Genomic DNA, 15,119 nt, shown 5'->3' on the forward strand with positions numbered 1-15,119 from the left:
ATGACGATTCTGGACACCGACATCCTCGCCCCGGCGATCCCGGCCGACGATGTCATCACGAGATCCGGCCACGAGGCCGCCCGCACCCAGCGGCGGCTCAGCGCCTTGCGGGCGGCACGGGCGGTCTTCGTCGCGCACGGCTACCACGGCGCGAGCATGGACGAGATCAGCACCAGGGCCGGCATGAGCAAACCGGTGCTGTACACGCACTACGCCAGCAAGCTCGACCTGTATCTGGCTGTGCTGCAAGGCTATCTGGACCGGATGGTCGACGGGATCCGGGACGCGCTGGCGGCCGACGCCGGCTCCGGGGACAAGGTGCGCCGCGCGGTACTGGCCTATTTCGACTTCGTCGACGAGGACCCGGGCGGGCACACACTGGTGTTCGAATCGGCGGTGCCCAGCGAGCCGTGCGTGCGCTGGCGGGTCCGCAACGCCATGGGCGAGTGCGCGGTGCTGGTCAGCGCGGAGCTGCGCGCGGCAGGCATGGACGACGTGCGCGCCTACGCGTGCGCCTTCGGCCTGGTCGGCGCCAGCCACTCGGCCGCGCGGCACTGGCTCGACGCCGGCCGCCCGATCCCCAAGAGCGAGGCCGTCGACACCGCTGTCGCGCTGTGCTGGAACGGCCTGTCCGGAACCACCCGGCGCTGAGGGCGCCTCAGCCCGCCGACACCGGCAGCGGGCTGCCGTCGAGCAGTTCGTCGGCGGGCAGCTGCCCGACCAGTACCGCCAGTGCCCGCTTCCAGCGGCGCAGCACGGCCTCGCGCTCACCGAGCGTTCCGGTGAGCATGGCCGTCATCGACAGGCCGGTGAGCAGGTCGATGGTGAATTCGATGAGGACTTCCGCGCGCGGGTCCGAGGCGTAGGGCTCCCCGAGGATCTCGGCGTAGAGCCTGCGCATCTCGGTGAAGACCCGGCGCTCCTCGTGCACGAGCCGATCGCGCAGCTCGGTGTCGGTGCGCGCGGCCACCCACAGATCCAGTGCCGTGAAGAACGCCGGACTGTTCAGATCCCGCCAGGCCAGATCGACCACCGATTGCAGCCGGTCGCGGCCCGGTGCCAGCAGGTCGGCTTCGCGCCGGAACCGGTCCAGGCGGAGGTCGACCACCTGGGAGGTGGCGGCGATGAGAAGTTCGGCGCGGGTGGGGAAGTGGTGCTGCACCGTGCCGCGGGCGAGCCCGGCCCGTTCCTGGACCGCGCTGATGGTGGTGGCCGCGTAGCCGCGCTCGAGCAGGCACTCGGCGGTGCAGGCGAGAATCCGCGCGCGCGTCGACTCACGTCGCTGCGCCTGGGTGCGGCGTGGTTGTTGCACGGTCATCCAAGAAATCGTACGCGCTGCCGATAAGAATCGGGAAACTTGACCGGCGAACCTTGTGATCGCTTATTGACGAGGCGGCAATCAGCTGGTGCAATCAACAAACCGTACGCAGTAACTGTTTTCTGGATGAAGGGCTGCGATGACGCAGATCTCCCACAGCCGCCGGGGCAGCGGCTCGCCGATCGTGCTGGTGCACGGTCTCGGCAGCCGCTGGCAGGTCTTCGCCCCGGTGCTGGACCGGTTGGCCGAACAGTACGAGGTGATCGCCCTGGACCTCCCCGGTTTCGGCGATTCCCCGGCTCAGCCCGAGGTCCGGCCCGGCCCGCGCGGCTACGCGCACTGGCTGACCGGCTGGCTGGCCGACAACGACATCCAGCGCCCGCATGTGGTCGGCAGTTCGATGGGCGGCGGCATCGCGCTGGAACTGGGACGCGCCGGAGTGGCCTCGGGCGTCACCGCGTTCTCGCCGGTCGGCTGGTACGGGCCCATCGGGTTGCGCTGGGTGCAGGGACTGCTCACCGTCATGCGCGGGGCCGCGCGGGTCGCGGGCCCGGCGCTGGACCGCGCAGTGGACTACCCGCTCGGGCGCACCGTGCTGCTGTCGTCGATGTTCGGCCGTCCGGCCGCGGTCCCGCCCGCCGCGGCGCGCACCGACCTGGCCGGACTGGCGGGCGCGAGCGCCTTCGCGGCCGCGCGCGACGACTTCGGCAACTATGTCCTGGGCCCCGGCGACGCGCCCGGCGCGCTCACCGAGATCCCGGTGACGATCGCCTGGGGCACCCGCGACATCGTGCTGACCCATCGCACGCAGAGCGCCCGCGCCCGCCGGGCACTGCCGTTCGCCCGGCACGTGGATCTGCCCGGCTGCGGGCACCTGCCGTTCAACGACGACCCGCAGACCTGTGTCCGGGTGATTCTCGAGGGAGCCGCATGACACCGTCCATCGCCGTCATCGGAACCGGTTTCGGTGGCCTGGCCGCCGTGATCGAGTTGAAGAAACAGGGATTCGACGACATCGTCGTGTTCGAGAAGGCCGACGAGGTCGGTGGCGTGTGGCGGGAGAACACCTATCCCGGCGCCGCCTGCGATGTGCCGTCGCCGTTCTACTCGTACTCGTTCGAACCGAATCCACGCTGGCCACACCGCTTCTCACGGCAGCCGGCGATCCTGGACTACATCCGCGAAGTGGCCGACAAGTACGATGTGCGCCGCCACATCCGGTTCGGCGTGGAGGTCACCGCCGCCACCTTCGACGACGACACAGGCAAGTGGACCGTCGAACTGAACGGCGCGGAGACCGTGGTGGTCGACGTGCTCGTCTCGGCGGTCGGCCAGCTCTCGCGCCCGGCCGTGCCTGCCATCGAGGGCATCGACAGCTTCACCGGCACCACCTTCCATTCCGCGGAGTGGGACCACGAGGTGGACCTGACCGGCAAGCGGGTCGCCGTGATCGGTACCGGGGCCAGCGCGATCCAGTTCATCCCGCAGATCCAGCCGCAGACCGCGCGGCTGACGGTGTTCCAGCGCAGCGCGCCCTACATCATCCCGCGCCCGGACCGCGAGTTCGGGCCGCGCCACCACCGGGTCTTCGAGAAGTTCCCGATCACCGAGCTCACCGAGCGCGGCACCTGGTACAGCGTGGTCGAAGGGCTGAGCCTGGCGTGGGTGTACGCCAAGCCGCTGGCCGCCGCGATCCGGGCGATCTCCAAGTGGCACATGCGCAGGCAGACCGCGGCGGTGCCCGGCCTGTTCGAGAAGGTGTGGCCGGACTACCCGATCGGCTGCAAACGGATCCTGTTCTCCGACAACTACCTGCCCGCGCTGGCACAGCCCGATGTCGAGGTGGTCACCGAAGGGATCAGCGCGATCACCCCGACCGGCGTGCGCACCGCCGACGGGCGCGAGCACGAGGTCGACGTCATCATCTGGGGCACCGGCTTCAAACCCACCGAGTTCCTGGCCCCGATGACGATCACCGGCGCCCAGGGGGTGGCCCTCGAGCAGGAATGGAGTGCGGGCGCGCACGCCTACTACGGCATGACCGTGCCGCGCTTCCCGAATCTGTTCATCATGTACGGCCCCAATACCAATACTGGTGGTGGCTCGATCATCTACTTCCTCGAGGCGCAGGCGAAGTACCTGGGCCGCTACGTCGCCCACCTGGCGGCGACCGGCAAGCCGCTGACGGTGCGGCCCGAGGTGGAACAGGCCTACGACACCCGCATCCAGGCCGAGCTCGGCGAGAGCGTGTGGAGCCGGTGCTCGTCGTGGTACCGCCAGGCCGACGGCCGGATCACGACCAACTGGCCACTGCTCGGAATTCAGTACAAGGCGCAGGCGAAGTTCGATCCTGCCGACTACGAGGTGATGACGTGATGACTGACTACGACTACGACGTGATCGTCGTCGGTTCCGGCTTCGGCGGCAGCGTGTCCGCGCTGCGCCTGACCGAGAAGGGCTACCGGGTCGGTGTGCTCGAATCCGGTCGCCGCTGGAACATCGAGGACTATCCGAAGACCAACTGGAACATCCCCAAAGCCATCTGGGCGCCGCGCCTGGGCCTGACCGGCCCACAGCGGATCAGCGTGCTGGGCAAGTGCCTGGTGTTCAGCGGATCCGGCGTCGGCGGCGGGTCGCTGATCTACGGCAACACCCTCTACGAGCCGCTGCCGGAGTTCTACGGTGACCGCGCCTGGGCCCACATCACCGACTGGAAGAGCGAACTCGCGCCCTACTACGACCAGGCCAAGCGCATGCTCGGCGTCGTGGAGAACCCGCGCGTCGGGCCGAAGGACGACGTGCTGTTGCAGGTCGCGCGCGATCTGAAGGTCGCCGACACCTTCCACCGCACCCATGTCGGGGTGTTCTTCAACGAGGGCAACGAGGGTGTCGAGGTCGACGATCCCTACTTCGGTGGCGCGGGTCCGCGCCGGGCCGGCTGCATCCACTGCTCGGAATGTTTCACCGGCTGCAAGCACAACGCCAAGAACACCACCACCCTCAACTACCTGCACCTGGCCGAGAGCAAGGGCGCGCAGGTACACGAGCTGACCACGGTGACCTCGGTCGAGCCCGACGGCCACGGCGGCTACCTGGTGCACGCCGTCGCCTCCAACGGCTGGTTCCGCAAGCAGCGGCGCACCTTCACCGCCGGGCAGGTGGTGTTCGCGGCCGCCGCGCTGGGCACCCAGAAACTGCTGCACACGATGCGCAAGAACGGCACCCTGCCGCAGCTCTCGCCGCGGGTGGGTGAGCTGACCCGCAGCAACTCCGAGGCGATCATCGGCGTCACCAGCAAGTCTCGCAAGGACTTCGCCCAGGGCGTGGCGATCACCTCCTCGATCCATCCCGAACCGCAGACCCACGTCGAGGTGTGCACCTACGGCAAGGGGCAGAACGCGCTGTTCCTGCAGACGGTGCCGATGATCGACGGTGGCGCGTTCCGGTTCCTGCGGCTGCTGCTGTCGATCGTGCTGCATCCGATCCAGTTCCTGCGCTCGCAGAACGCGCACGGCGCCTCGGAGCGCTCGGTGATCCTGCTGGTCATGCAGTCGCTGGACAATTCGCTCACCTCGTACCTGAAGGGCAAGCGTCTGGTGACGAAACAAGGCAGTGGTGAACCCAACCCGGAATGGATCCCGCTCGCGCACGACATCGCCCGCCAGTACGCCGGCAAGATCGACGGCGTGTCCGGCAATATCGCCACCGACGTGTTCAACATCCCGGCCACCGCGCACTACATCGGCGGCTGCACCATCGGTGATTCGCGCGAGACCGGCGTGATCGATCCGTATCAGCGCGTCTACGGGCACCCCGGCCTGCACGTCGCCGACGGCAGCGCGATCACCGCGAACCTGGGGGTCAACCCCTCGCTGACCATCACCGCGCAGGCCGAGCGGGCGATGGCGTTCTGGCCCAACAAGGGCGAGCCCGATCCGCGTCCCGAACTGGGTTCGGACTACCAGCGGATCAGCCCCGTCGTCCCCGTCGAACCCGCCGTGCCCGCCACGGCGCCCGGTGCGCTGCGGCTGCCGGCATGACCTCGAAGGAACCCGTGAACATCGACCGTCTGACCGCCCTCGAGCCCGCGTGCGCGCGGGAGTCGGCGCTGGAACTGTTCGACAGCCTGCCGCCGGTGGCACCCGCCGAGCTGACCGGGCGCTGGCACGGGCGCGAACTGGGCACCGGGCACCGCATGGACGGGTCACTGGAAGCCTCCGGCTGGTACGGCAAGCAGTTCGACGGCAGCGAACAGGTACACCCGCTGCTGTTCCTCGACGCCACCGGCGAGATCTTCGCCGTCGACCCGCGCCGGGTACCGCTCGGCCTGGTCGGCACGGTGCCGCCCTCGCTGGTGGCGAAGGGCCGTGGCCTGCTTCGGGTGCTCAAGCCGCTGCTGCGCACGCGCCGCTACCGGGCCCGGCTGCGCGAGGTCGAGCACCGTGGCGTGGTCACCACCGCGATGGTCTACGACCATCTGCCGATCATCGATGTCTTCCGCCGGGTCGACGAGAACACCCTGCTGGGCCTGATGGACTTCCGCGACAAACCGGAGCCGTATTTCTTCATCCTGGCCAGGGACTGATCCGTGGTGGCCGCCGACATGGCAACGGTGGGCGTCATCCGAACGTTGCCGGATCGGCACTGACAGATCACGGCCGGGAGGGGTACACCTGAAGTATGGACCCCTAGCCCCGTGAAAGGGGGAGTAGGCCATGGACGCCACGAGCCTTCCCCATCCCCATGAACACATCTTTCCCGATACCGAACGCACCACCCGCTCGCACGCCGGAGAATCCATCCAGGATTCGCTCAACTGGCCCGGATTGCTGTTCGTCGGCTTCGGGATCGTGCTGCTCGCGGCGACGTTGACCGCCGCCGGGTACGGTTTCGCCGGTTGGGCCGTGATCGCCGGCGTGCTGTGCGGCGTGTGCATGCTCGTCGGGATCGGGATCGTGCTCGCCGAGCATCGCCGGATCAAGGTGCACGAAGGGCTGCATCTGACCGACCCCTGCGGGCACTGAGCGCGGACGTCAGGACCGGCTCCCGGCGACGGGTGCCGATTCCGCGTGTCGTCAGAGCGCGGAGGTCTTCCCCTATCTGACTATTGTCGGCTAAAGTCTGCTGTGTCGAGAGTCGACAGTGGAAGGTGGCAGACGATGACAGCGGCAGCGGTCAAACAGCAGGTGCTCGAGCTCGGTGGAGCGTTCATGATGTCGCGCGAGGCACGCGCCTTCGGCGACTCGACCGGAGTGCCGGGGTTCTATCCGGGTTACGCGCGGGGGCGGGGCGGCGTGCTCGGGGAGGTCGACGCCGATGTCGTCACCGCCGCGTTCGGTTTCTTCGCGCCGGACTGTATCCGCCCCGCGTGGGAATCGGTGCCCATGCCGGCCGAGGCGGCCGCCACAGGCTACCTCGCCGCCTGCCACGACTTCGGCCGTCGCCGGCTGGCCGGCTTCGCGCAGGCCGACCGCCTGGTGGAGCTGTTGCAGCGGGTCAATGCGGCGGCGCCGACTCCGGCGCTTGGCCTGTTCGCGGGCTGGCGGGCCATGCCGCTGCCCGCCGACGGACCCGCCGCCGTGCTGCAGGCGACGCATGTCCTGCGGGAACTGCGCGGCGGCCTCCATCTGCTCGCCGTGCTCGCCCAGGGGCTCACCCCCTTGCAGGCCATCCTCATCGCCGGCTCACCGATCGCCGACGGACCCACCCAGGCGCAGCGTCTCGGCTGGACAGCGCCCTTCGAGGAGATCACCGACGACCAGCGGGTCCGCTGGGCCGCCGCGGAGAAGCTGACCGACGAGCTCATCGAGCCCTGCTTCGACGCCCTCGACGACACCGAACGCGCCGAACTGGCGACGCTGATGACCGAGGCGCACCGGGTCGCATTCACCCGCTAGCCGATTCAGGAACCGAGCACGTCGCGCCCGCGGCCCACGATCAGTGGGTCCGCGGTGCCGACGATCCCGCGATCCTTGTTGGCGTAGTCGAATCCGCCGAGCACATGCCGCATCGCGTTGAGCCGGGCCCGCTTCTTGTCGTTGCTCTTGACCACGATCCACGGTGCGTGATCGGTGTCGGTGTGCTCGAAGTTCTCCTCTTTGGCCGCGGTGTAGCGGTCCCACTTGTCCAGCGACGCCAGATCCATCGGTGAGAGCTTCCACTGCCGGACCGGATCGACCTGGCGGATGGCGAAGCGGGTGCGCTGTTCCAGCGGGGAGACCGAGAACCAGAATTTCACCAGATCGATGCCGTCCTCGACGAGCATCCGCTCGAACAGCGGCACCTGGGCCAGGAACCGCCGATGCTGTTCGGGCGAGCAGAATCCCATCACCCGCTCGACCCCGGCGCGGTTGTACCAGGACCGGTCGAAGAGCACGAGCTCGCCCGCGGCGGGCAGATGCTCGACGTAGCGCTGGAAATACCACTGGGTGGACTCGCGGGCCGACGGCTTCTCCAGCGCCACCACCCGCGCCCCGCGCGGATTCAGATGCTCCATGAATCGTTTGATGGTGCCGCCCTTGCCCGCCGCGTCGCGCCCCTCGAACACGATGACCACGCGCCGGCCGGTCGCCTTCACCCAGTTCTGCAGCTTGAGCAGCTCGATCTGCAGCAGTCGCTTGTCGGCCTCGTATTCCGTGTGCGAGAGCCGCTCGTCGTACGGGTACCCCTCGCGCCAGGTGTCGACGATGCGGCCCTCGGGGTGGGTGAGCAGGATCGGATCGTCGTCGTCGGTGTCGTCGACGGTGAACGCGGTGGTGTCGGTGAGATCCACGGCGGTGGCGAGATCGGCGATCTCGCTGAGATCGCGGGGGATCGGGCGCATCTCGACATCGGTCATCCCGCGGACAGTAGCGGCCGCGCGTGTCGGCGAGGTGAACGTGCGGTGTGGCGATGGCCGACGACCCGGTCCGGATACCGCACACTGACTCCATGGACGAGGGTACCTCGAACAATCGGGTCATCCGGATCGCCTCGGTGGCGGCGCTGGGCGGGCTGCTGTTCGGCTACGACAGTGCGGTGATCAACGGCGCGGTCGCCGCGATCCAGGACGAATTCGGGGTCGACGACGCCGTTCTCGGCTTCGCGGTCGCCTCGGCGCTGCTCGGCGCCGCCGCCGGCGCGATGACCGCCGGCCGGATCGCCGACCGGATCGGCCGGCTCAAAGTCATGCGGATCGCCGCGGTGCTGTTCTTCGTCAGCGCGCTGGTCACCTCGCTGGCCCCCGATGTGTGGACGCTGGTGCTCGGCCGGGTGATCGGTGGACTGGGCGTCGGTGTCGCCTCGGTCATCGCGCCGGCCTATATCGCCGAGACCGCGCCCGCGCGCATCCGCGGCAGACTCGGGTCGTTGCAGCAGCTCGCCATCGTGCTCGGCATCTTCCTGGCATTGCTGGTCGACTACCTGCTCGCCCACATCGCCGGCGGGGCGGGGGAGCAGCTGTGGTTCGGGCTCGAGGCGTGGCGCTGGATGTTCCTGTCGATGGCGGTGCCCGCGGTGGTCTACGGCGTGCTGGCCACCACCATCCCGGAATCGCCGCGCTATCTGGTCGCCACCCAGCGGATTCCCGAGGCGCGCCGGGTGCTGACGCTGCTGTTCGGTGAGAAGAACCTCGAACTGACCATCGGCCGGATCAAGGACAGCCTGGAAAGCGACACGAAACCGTCGTGGCGGGATCTGCGCAAGCCGGGAAACGGGATCTATCCGGTGGTCTGGGTCGGGCTGATGCTGTCGGTGTTCCAGCAGGCCGTCGGCATCAATGTCATCTTCTACTACTCGAACATCCTCTGGGAGGCGGTCGGTTTCGAGGAATCACAGTCGTTCCAGATCAGCGTGTTCACCTCGGTGGTCAATATCGCGACCACCATCGTGGCGATCCTGCTCATCGACAAGATCGGGCGCAGGCCGCTGCTGCTGATCGGCTCGATCGGTATGACAGTCACCCTGGCCACCATGGCGCTGTGCTTCGGCAGCGCGGACCAGGTACCCGATGCCGAGGGTGTGCTCGAGCCGCAGCTCACCGGCGCGCTCGGGCCGATCGCGCTGGTCGCGGCGAACCTGTTCGTCGTCTTCTTCGGCATGAGCTGGGGTCCGGTCGTGTGGGTGCTGCTGGGGGAGATGTTCCCCAACCGCATCCGTGGTGCGGCGCTCTCGCTCGCCGCGGCCGGTCAGTGGGCGGCCAACTGGGCGATCACCGTCTCGTTCCCGAGCCTGAAGACCTTCTCGCTCGGTGTCGCCTACGGCATGTACGCGGCCTTCGCCCTGCTCTCGCTGCTGTTCGTCGCCCGCTTCGTGCCGGAGACCAAGGGGATGACCCTCGAGGACATGGACGAGGCGACCGGCTACGAACACCCGTCCGCGCACGCCTGATACACCGCCACCCCGGTGTTCGCGCCGGCCGATTGCCGTGCGCGGATGGCACGTCGTGTGATCCGGTCGAGCTGCGCGATCTAGTATCAGGTCGCTTGTCCGGTAGTCCTCGAGTGCAGAAGGTGAGCATGCGCGAGCAGTCCCCGGCCGGTATCGGCCGCCGTGAAGTCCTGGCCGGCGCCGCCGGTGCCGTCGCGGGTCTGACCCTCGTCGGGCTCACCCCCGCTGCCGCGGTGCCCGCCGAAGTGCCGAAGTTCACCCCGCGCGCCGGATCGACCGTGCGGGTGCTGGTCACCGGGGACGCGGGCACCGGTACCCGCACCCAGTGGGCGGTCGCCGACGCGGCCAGGCAATTCCATGCGCGTGAACCGTTCTCGCTGGCCGTCGGCCTGGGCGACAACATCTACGAGTCCGGCCCGGCCGGCCCCGACGACCTCCAGTTCGCCACGAAGTTCGAGGATCCCAACGCGGGCCTGGACTTCCCGTGGGCGATGGTGCTCGGCAACCACGACACCAGCGCGATCTTTCCCGGCGACGGTGGCTGGCTCGCCCGCGGCAATCACGAGGTGGCCTACCACGCCAAGTCGGCGCGCTGGTGGATGCCGAGCCGCTACTACTCGGTGCGCGTGCCAGAGGAGAACCCGGTGGTCGAGTTCTTCGTCCTCGACATCAACCCACTGGCCGCCTACATCCCGCCGCTGCTCGACCCGTACTGGTCGGTCGACGGACCATACATGACCGAGCAGCGGGCCTGGCTGGACCGCGCGCTCGCCGAATCGCCCGCGCAGTGGAAGATCGCCTGCACCCACCAGCCGTACCTGAGCAACGGCCCGCACGGCGACGCGGGCAACTACGAGGGCCTGCCGATCGAACCGCTCAACGGGGTCCATGCCAAGCGCTTCTTCGAAGACCATGTGCTGGGCAAGGTGTCGATGCTGCTGTCCGGCCACGACCACACCCTGCAGGTCCTCGATCCGACACCGGCCACCAAGGGCACCCGCCAGATCGTGTCCGGTGCCGCGAGCAAGACCGCGGGCGGCGGGCACGGTTCCGCGGCGGGCCAGGCGCACCCCGCCCTGTTCGACACACAAGCCGAGCTGGGCTTCATGGTGCTGGACCTGACCGCGGACTCCGCGCGCCTGCGGGTGGTCACCGTCGACCTCGACACCGGCACCGGCACACCGGTGTTCGACCGTCGCCTCTGAGCGGATCGAGTGCGCTAGACGGAGTCGCAGCAGGCCGTCGACGCGCACTGGCCGGTCCTCGACCAGTCCATCGGGGTCACATCGGTGAGTACCAGCCTCGAACTCGGCTGCGGCGGCAGATCGAGCGGGATCCGTTCCAGGACACCGCCGGCGAACAGGTCGTAGAGCGGCAGCGTCTCGAGATGGACGTACCCGATATGGCAGTCACACACCGCCAGTGGGCACGGGCGCGGGGTGAGCGCGGCTCGGTAGCTGCCGTCGTAGAGATTGCCCAGTGGCGTGCGGACGAAGTGGCAGCGGCGCACGGTGCCGTCGCCGTCCACCGAGATCACCGATGACCCGGTGCGGCAGGCGGCCCCGGCCGAACGGTGAGGGTGGCGGCTGAAGGGGAACAACGCGTCGACGGCTGTCCACTCCGCGGCGTGCTCGTCGGTGTAGGTGTGGCCCTCGGCGGCATTCACCCAGAGATAGACATGCTCGGGGAGGTCGGCGCGCAGACGCCGGGCGTACTCGAGATGTTCAGGCAGGCCGACGATGCCGACACTGAACCGGATGCCATCGCGCGCGAGCCGTTCGGCCTTGTCGAGGAAGCGGCGATAGGGCGTCTGACCGGGATGATAGGTGCACCACAGGGCGAGAGTGGCCGGGTCGGCGGCCGCGGTCCAGTCCAGCCGGCCGCTGAGGTTGGTCTGGATGACCACCCGGTCGACGTGCGGCTGATGCGACAGTCGCGTGAGCGCGGTGCGGTACCACGAGCGCACCAGCCCCTCGCCCCACGGCGTGAACAGCAGCGAGAGCCGATCGCCGGTCTGCGCGCACGCCCACTCCGTGAAGCGGTGCAGGGCGGCGCGATCGGCGCGGAGCTGTTCGGTGCTGTCGCGGCGCTTGGCGAACGGGCAGTACGGGCAGTCGTAGTCGCAGGAGGCGAGCGGGCCACGGTAGAGCATCGTCAGGTCCATGGTCAGCGCAGCTCGTAGGCGGCCATGGCGGCGTGGACGTCGGCGGAGAAGAACTCGGGGCCGATGGCGTCGGAGTAGGCCAGCCCGTCGGGTGAGAGCCGCAGCAGGCCGGCGCCGGTGTCGGCGAGCCAGCCACGGTCGGCGAGGGTGTGCAGTTGTGGTCCGAAGTCGTCCCACGGATCGCTGCCGAACCGCTGCCGGTAGTCGGCGACCCGCAGGCCGTCGGCTTGCAGCAGCGACTGCAGCAGATGCCTGCGGGCGGCCTCGTCACCGTCGATCACCCGGCCGTGCACCGCGGAGCCGAAATCGCCGGTGGCGACGTAGGTGTCGATGATGCCGCGCACCTCGCGCATGTCGACGGCGTAGTCGAAGGAATAGTGCAGGCGGCTGGTGTAGGAGCGGGCGCCGCAGCCCAGGCCGATCATGCCGTCGGTCTGGCAGGCGTAGTCGTCGGGGCCCTGCGGCGGGGCGTCGCGTCGGCGGAACATGCGCATCGACACCTGGTCGTAGCCGTGCGCGAGCAGATGATCGCGGCCCTCGGCGTAACGCGCCAGTCGCTGCCGGTCCCAATCCCGGTCGGCCACGGCGGGATCGGCGTGCCGGGCCAGCCCGGTCAGCGGACGGACATAGAGCGGGTAGAGGTAGATCTCCTCGGGCCGCCACGCCAGCGCGGCATCGAGGGACTGTCGCCAGGTCGCGGCGGTCTGGCCGTCGATGCCGTAGATCAGATCGATGTTGAGCACCGGGATGCGTGCCGCCCTGGCCCGGCCCAGTGCCGCCTCGACATCCGCGCGCCGCTGCGGGCGGACCGCCGCGCGGGCCTCGGCATCGATGAAACTTTGCACGCCCAGACTCAACCGGGTGGCGCCCCGCTCGGCCAGCACCGCCAGGCGATCCGTGGTGCAGGTCGACGGGGACGCCTCGACCGAGAGCGGGATCGCGCGCAGATCGGCGCCCATGATCTCTTCGGCGATATCGCACAGCCGGGTCAGCTCGCCCGCGTCGAGGAAGGTCGGGGTGCCGCCACCGAACGCGGCGTTGGCGAATCTCGGCGGTATCGACTCACCCAGGGCCGCGCGCGTGGCGCGGGCCTGGCGGGTGAGGGCGTCCAGATAGCGGCCGGTGAGATCGTCGGGCGCGCCGACCCGGGTGAACAGGTTGCAGAAGCCGCACCGCACTTCACAGAACGGGATGTGCAGGTACAGCGAGAGCGCCGAACGGGATTCGCCTTCCCAGATCCGGCGCAGCGACGGCCGGTCGGGGAGGGGCCGGTAGGCGGTCTTGTGCGGGTAGGCGTAGACGTAGTGCTGATACGGCCGGGGCAGTGCGGTGGTGATCATGGGGACGGCTCCAGGAAGAAATGGCTGTAGGGGACCGTCCACACGGATTCGTGGCCCAGCCGGTGACCGGTGTAGCCGTCGTCTCCGTAGGCGGTGCCGTGGTCGGAGCACACGATCGCGAAGCAGCGCCCACGCGCGCGCAGCGCGGCGAAGAGCCTGCCGAGGTGACGGTCGATGTATTCGAGTGCGGCCGCGTGGGTGGCGAGGCTGTCACCCGCCTCGCGGGTGGCGCCGGGCAGATGGAACCAGTTGGGCTGGTGCAGGGCCGATGCGTTGAGGAACAGGAACAGGCGTTGCCCGGCCGGTGTCGTGGCGACGACCTGCTCGGCGCGCGCCACCTGCGCTTCGAACGAGGTCGGCGAGGCGACGGAGAACTCCGGCTCCCAATGGCTTTCGGCGAACAGATCGGGCAGCACGCTACCCAGCGCGCCCTGTTTGTTGAAGAACCCGACCCCGCCGATACACACCGTGTGATAGCCGCGTGCCGCGAGCGCGGTGACCAGATCGGGTTCGTCGAAGACGAAGGTGCCCTCGGCGGTGGTCTCACTGCCGGCGAACCGGGCCGCGAACAATCGTGGATGTGGTCCCGGTGCGGCCGGAGTCGGCAGGAATCCGGCGAAGATCGCCTGGTGGGAGGCATAGGTGAAACTGCCGGGTGCGTGACGGCGCTGCCATCGGCCGCCGGGCAGATGGGCCGACAGCGTGGGGAGCCTGCCCGCCGCGACGAGTTCGACCGCGACGTCGTAGCGCAGGGTGTCGAGGGTGAGCAACAGGATGTCGTCCCGGCCGACCACGTCGGTCATGTCCGGGCGATCCGGTGTGGTGCTGGGCCGGGTCATCGTGCGGATCCGATCATGACAGGTTCGGTCGTGGCGATAGCGAACCCGGGTGCGGCGGCCACCTGGGTGGCGTAGGTGTCCAGGCCCGCCGCCGTAGTTCCGGGGAGTCCGGTGAGGCCGGGCAGTAGATCGCCGAACGCGTTGACCTCGCCGACGGAGAACCGCCGCCATCCGATACCGGGCAGCAGGTCCACGCCCACGCACAGCGTCGCCGGAAAACAGGCTGCCGCGCGCTCGCAGACGGCGAGGGCCTCGGCCCAGTGCTCCCCGGCGGCGGCCCGCACCGCCGCGAGGTCGCCGCGGATACCGCCGAGATGCAGATTGGTCAGCGGCCCGCGACTGGTGCGTACCACCGCATGGGTGGCGCGACCGGCGACGACGACCACCCGCAGATCGGCCGAGCGGCCGTCGAGGGTGGCCTTCGGAATCCAGCGTTCGAGGTGTAGACCGTCGGGCGCGAGCCGGTCGATAATGCCGGCGATCACCCGCTCGTCGCGGTACCGGCGCACCCGCAGCGAATTGTGCAGTGCCCCTTCGTGATCGACTTCGACCGAGGTCCTCGCCTGCCAGCGGCCCGATGCCGTCGACTCTAGCGCGAGCACTCCCGACGCGGACGAGCCGTGGGCGGGTTTGACGAAGACCCGCGCGGCACCGGCGGCCCGCATCTGCTCCTTCACCGCCGTCCACCCGTCGACCGGTCCAGTCGCGGGGGACGCCGGAACCGGCACGCCCGCCGCGGCGAGGCGCGCATGGCAGCGCCGCTTGTCGAACAGCACGGCGAGATCGCCCGTGTCATCCAGGCGCCTGCCACCGCGCAGCGAGCCGACCGCGTCGAGGAAATTCGCGTACCAGCGTGCCGAACCCTCCACCCGTGTCTGTTCGTTCACTCCGCGCAACAGTGCGTCCACTGCCGGATTCTCACCCGGTGAATCGAGCCGGACGACCTCGTCGGCCGCGAAATCGTGGCCGCCCTCGACCAGCACCTGCTGCCAGGGGAGGACCCGTGGCGACGGATGACCTGCCGCGCGGGCGGCCTCGGTGAACAGCCGGACCCGCCGATTCTCGGCATTGCCGACCACCACCCAGCGCAT

The 15,119-nt window shown here is 69.2% G+C and carries 15 protein-coding genes; 9 read left to right on the forward strand and 6 right to left on the reverse strand.

Annotation, left to right across the window (positions count from 1 at the left end; translation table 11 throughout):
- Positions 1-651 (forward strand): TetR/AcrR family transcriptional regulator, encoded by a 651-nt coding sequence (locus ACFXK0_RS06660; protein WP_379408858.1) that lies wholly within the window; start codon positions 1-3, stop codon positions 649-651.
- A gap of 7 nt (positions 652-658) precedes the next feature.
- Here ACFXK0_RS06660 and ACFXK0_RS06665 read toward each other — a convergent pair whose 3' ends face one another.
- Positions 659-1,318, reverse strand: coding sequence for a TetR/AcrR family transcriptional regulator (locus ACFXK0_RS06665; protein ID WP_379408859.1), 660 nt, complete (start codon positions 1,316-1,318; stop codon positions 659-661).
- A 139-nt stretch (positions 1,319-1,457) separates the two neighbouring features.
- Here ACFXK0_RS06665 and ACFXK0_RS06670 point away from each other — a divergent pair, with 139 nt between their 5' ends.
- The 6 genes from ACFXK0_RS06670 (at position 1,458) to ACFXK0_RS06695 (ending at position 7,215) form a co-directional block, all read left to right on the forward strand.
- Positions 1,458-2,252 (forward strand): alpha/beta fold hydrolase, encoded by a 795-nt coding sequence (locus tag ACFXK0_RS06670; protein WP_379408860.1) that lies wholly within the window; start codon positions 1,458-1,460, stop codon positions 2,250-2,252.
- Positions 2,249-3,694: a flavin-containing monooxygenase gene (locus tag ACFXK0_RS06675; protein ID WP_379408861.1), complete on the forward strand. Its 1,446-nt coding sequence runs from the start codon at positions 2,249-2,251 to the stop codon at positions 3,692-3,694. The genes ACFXK0_RS06670 and ACFXK0_RS06675 overlap by 4 nt, the downstream gene beginning before the upstream one ends.
- Positions 3,694-5,358: a GMC oxidoreductase gene (locus tag ACFXK0_RS06680; protein WP_379408862.1), complete on the forward strand. Its 1,665-nt coding sequence runs from the start codon at positions 3,694-3,696 to the stop codon at positions 5,356-5,358. Before ACFXK0_RS06675 ends, ACFXK0_RS06680 begins: the two co-directional genes overlap by 1 nt.
- Positions 5,355-5,903 carry a DUF4334 domain-containing protein gene (locus ACFXK0_RS06685; RefSeq protein WP_379408863.1) on the forward strand — a complete coding sequence of 183 codons (549 nt, stop codon included), beginning with the start codon at positions 5,355-5,357 and terminating at the stop codon, positions 5,901-5,903. The genes ACFXK0_RS06680 and ACFXK0_RS06685 overlap by 4 nt, the downstream gene beginning before the upstream one ends.
- Positions 5,904-6,033: 130 nt before the next feature.
- Positions 6,034-6,342 (forward strand): hypothetical protein, encoded by a 309-nt coding sequence (locus tag ACFXK0_RS06690; protein ID WP_379408864.1) that lies wholly within the window; start codon positions 6,034-6,036, stop codon positions 6,340-6,342.
- Positions 6,343-6,477: 135 nt separating this feature from the next.
- A complete protein-coding gene (locus ACFXK0_RS06695; RefSeq protein WP_379408865.1) occupies positions 6,478-7,215 on the forward strand; it encodes a hypothetical protein in 738 nt (245 codons plus the stop codon).
- Between the two features lie 5 nt (positions 7,216-7,220).
- Here the strand turns inward: ACFXK0_RS06695 and ppk2 are convergent, their stop codons facing one another.
- Positions 7,221-8,156, reverse strand: a complete 936-nt coding sequence (gene ppk2, locus ACFXK0_RS06700; RefSeq protein WP_379408866.1) for a polyphosphate kinase 2 — start codon at positions 8,154-8,156, stop codon at positions 7,221-7,223.
- 92 nt (positions 8,157-8,248) lie between these two features.
- On the opposite strand from ppk2, the gene ACFXK0_RS06705 reads away from it, so the two are divergent.
- The gene (locus tag ACFXK0_RS06705) at positions 8,249-9,685 is read left to right on the forward strand and encodes a sugar porter family MFS transporter (protein ID WP_379408867.1); all 1,437 of its coding nucleotides are present in this window, start codon (positions 8,249-8,251) and stop codon (positions 9,683-9,685) included.
- Between the two features lie 128 nt (positions 9,686-9,813).
- Positions 9,814-10,890 (forward strand): metallophosphoesterase, encoded by a 1,077-nt coding sequence (locus ACFXK0_RS06710; RefSeq protein ID WP_379408868.1) that lies wholly within the window; start codon positions 9,814-9,816, stop codon positions 10,888-10,890.
- Positions 10,891-10,904: 14 nt separating this feature from the next.
- Here the strand turns inward: ACFXK0_RS06710 and ACFXK0_RS06715 are convergent, their stop codons facing one another.
- The 4 genes from ACFXK0_RS06715 to ACFXK0_RS06730 are packed head-to-tail and all read right to left on the reverse strand — an operon-like array spanning position 10,905 to position 15,119.
- Entirely contained in the window at positions 10,905-11,837 is a 933-nt protein-coding gene (locus tag ACFXK0_RS06715) for an STM4011 family radical SAM protein (protein ID WP_379408869.1), read from the reverse strand.
- A gap of 14 nt (positions 11,838-11,851) precedes the next feature.
- Positions 11,852-13,189 carry an STM4012 family radical SAM protein gene (locus ACFXK0_RS06720; protein ID WP_379408870.1) on the reverse strand — a complete coding sequence of 446 codons (1,338 nt, stop codon included), beginning with the start codon at positions 13,187-13,189 and terminating at the stop codon, positions 11,852-11,854.
- The gene (locus ACFXK0_RS06725) at positions 13,186-14,028 is read right to left on the reverse strand and encodes an STM4013/SEN3800 family hydrolase (protein WP_379408871.1); all 843 of its coding nucleotides are present in this window, start codon (positions 14,026-14,028) and stop codon (positions 13,186-13,188) included. Before ACFXK0_RS06725 ends, ACFXK0_RS06720 begins: the two co-directional genes overlap by 4 nt.
- The gene (locus ACFXK0_RS06730) at positions 14,025-15,119 is read right to left on the reverse strand and encodes an STM4014 family protein (protein ID WP_379408872.1); all 1,095 of its coding nucleotides are present in this window, start codon (positions 15,117-15,119) and stop codon (positions 14,025-14,027) included. The genes ACFXK0_RS06725 and ACFXK0_RS06730 overlap by 4 nt, the downstream gene beginning before the upstream one ends.

Source organism: Nocardia sp. NPDC059177, assembly GCF_042755165.1.
GTDB lineage: Bacteria > Actinomycetota > Actinomycetes > Mycobacteriales > Mycobacteriaceae > Nocardia.

Coding starts and splice junctions, on each gene's coding strand:
- ACFXK0_RS06660 (WP_379408858.1), top strand. CDS start 1: ATGACGATTCTGGACACCGACATCCTCGCCCCGGCGATCCCGGCCGAC.
- ACFXK0_RS06665 (WP_379408859.1), bottom strand. CDS start 1,318: ATGACCGTGCAACAACCACGCCGCACCCAGGCGCAGCGACGTGAGTCG.
- ACFXK0_RS06670 (WP_379408860.1), top strand. CDS start 1,458: ATGACGCAGATCTCCCACAGCCGCCGGGGCAGCGGCTCGCCGATCGTG.
- ACFXK0_RS06675 (WP_379408861.1), top strand. CDS start 2,249: ATGACACCGTCCATCGCCGTCATCGGAACCGGTTTCGGTGGCCTGGCC.
- ACFXK0_RS06680 (WP_379408862.1), top strand. CDS start 3,694: ATGACTGACTACGACTACGACGTGATCGTCGTCGGTTCCGGCTTCGGC.
- ACFXK0_RS06685 (WP_379408863.1), top strand. CDS start 5,355: ATGACCTCGAAGGAACCCGTGAACATCGACCGTCTGACCGCCCTCGAG.
- ACFXK0_RS06690 (WP_379408864.1), top strand. CDS start 6,034: ATGGACGCCACGAGCCTTCCCCATCCCCATGAACACATCTTTCCCGAT.
- ACFXK0_RS06695 (WP_379408865.1), top strand. CDS start 6,478: ATGACAGCGGCAGCGGTCAAACAGCAGGTGCTCGAGCTCGGTGGAGCG.
- ppk2 (WP_379408866.1), bottom strand. CDS start 8,156: ATGACCGATGTCGAGATGCGCCCGATCCCCCGCGATCTCAGCGAGATC.
- ACFXK0_RS06705 (WP_379408867.1), top strand. CDS start 8,249: ATGGACGAGGGTACCTCGAACAATCGGGTCATCCGGATCGCCTCGGTG.
- ACFXK0_RS06710 (WP_379408868.1), top strand. CDS start 9,814: ATGCGCGAGCAGTCCCCGGCCGGTATCGGCCGCCGTGAAGTCCTGGCC.
- ACFXK0_RS06715 (WP_379408869.1), bottom strand. CDS start 11,837: ATGCTCTACCGTGGCCCGCTCGCCTCCTGCGACTACGACTGCCCGTAC.
- ACFXK0_RS06720 (WP_379408870.1), bottom strand. CDS start 13,189: ATGATCACCACCGCACTGCCCCGGCCGTATCAGCACTACGTCTACGCC.
- ACFXK0_RS06725 (WP_379408871.1), bottom strand. CDS start 14,028: ATGACCCGGCCCAGCACCACACCGGATCGCCCGGACATGACCGACGTG.
- ACFXK0_RS06730 (WP_379408872.1), bottom strand. CDS start 15,119: ATGCGCTGGGTGGTGGTCGGCAATGCCGAGAATCGGCGGGTCCGGCTG.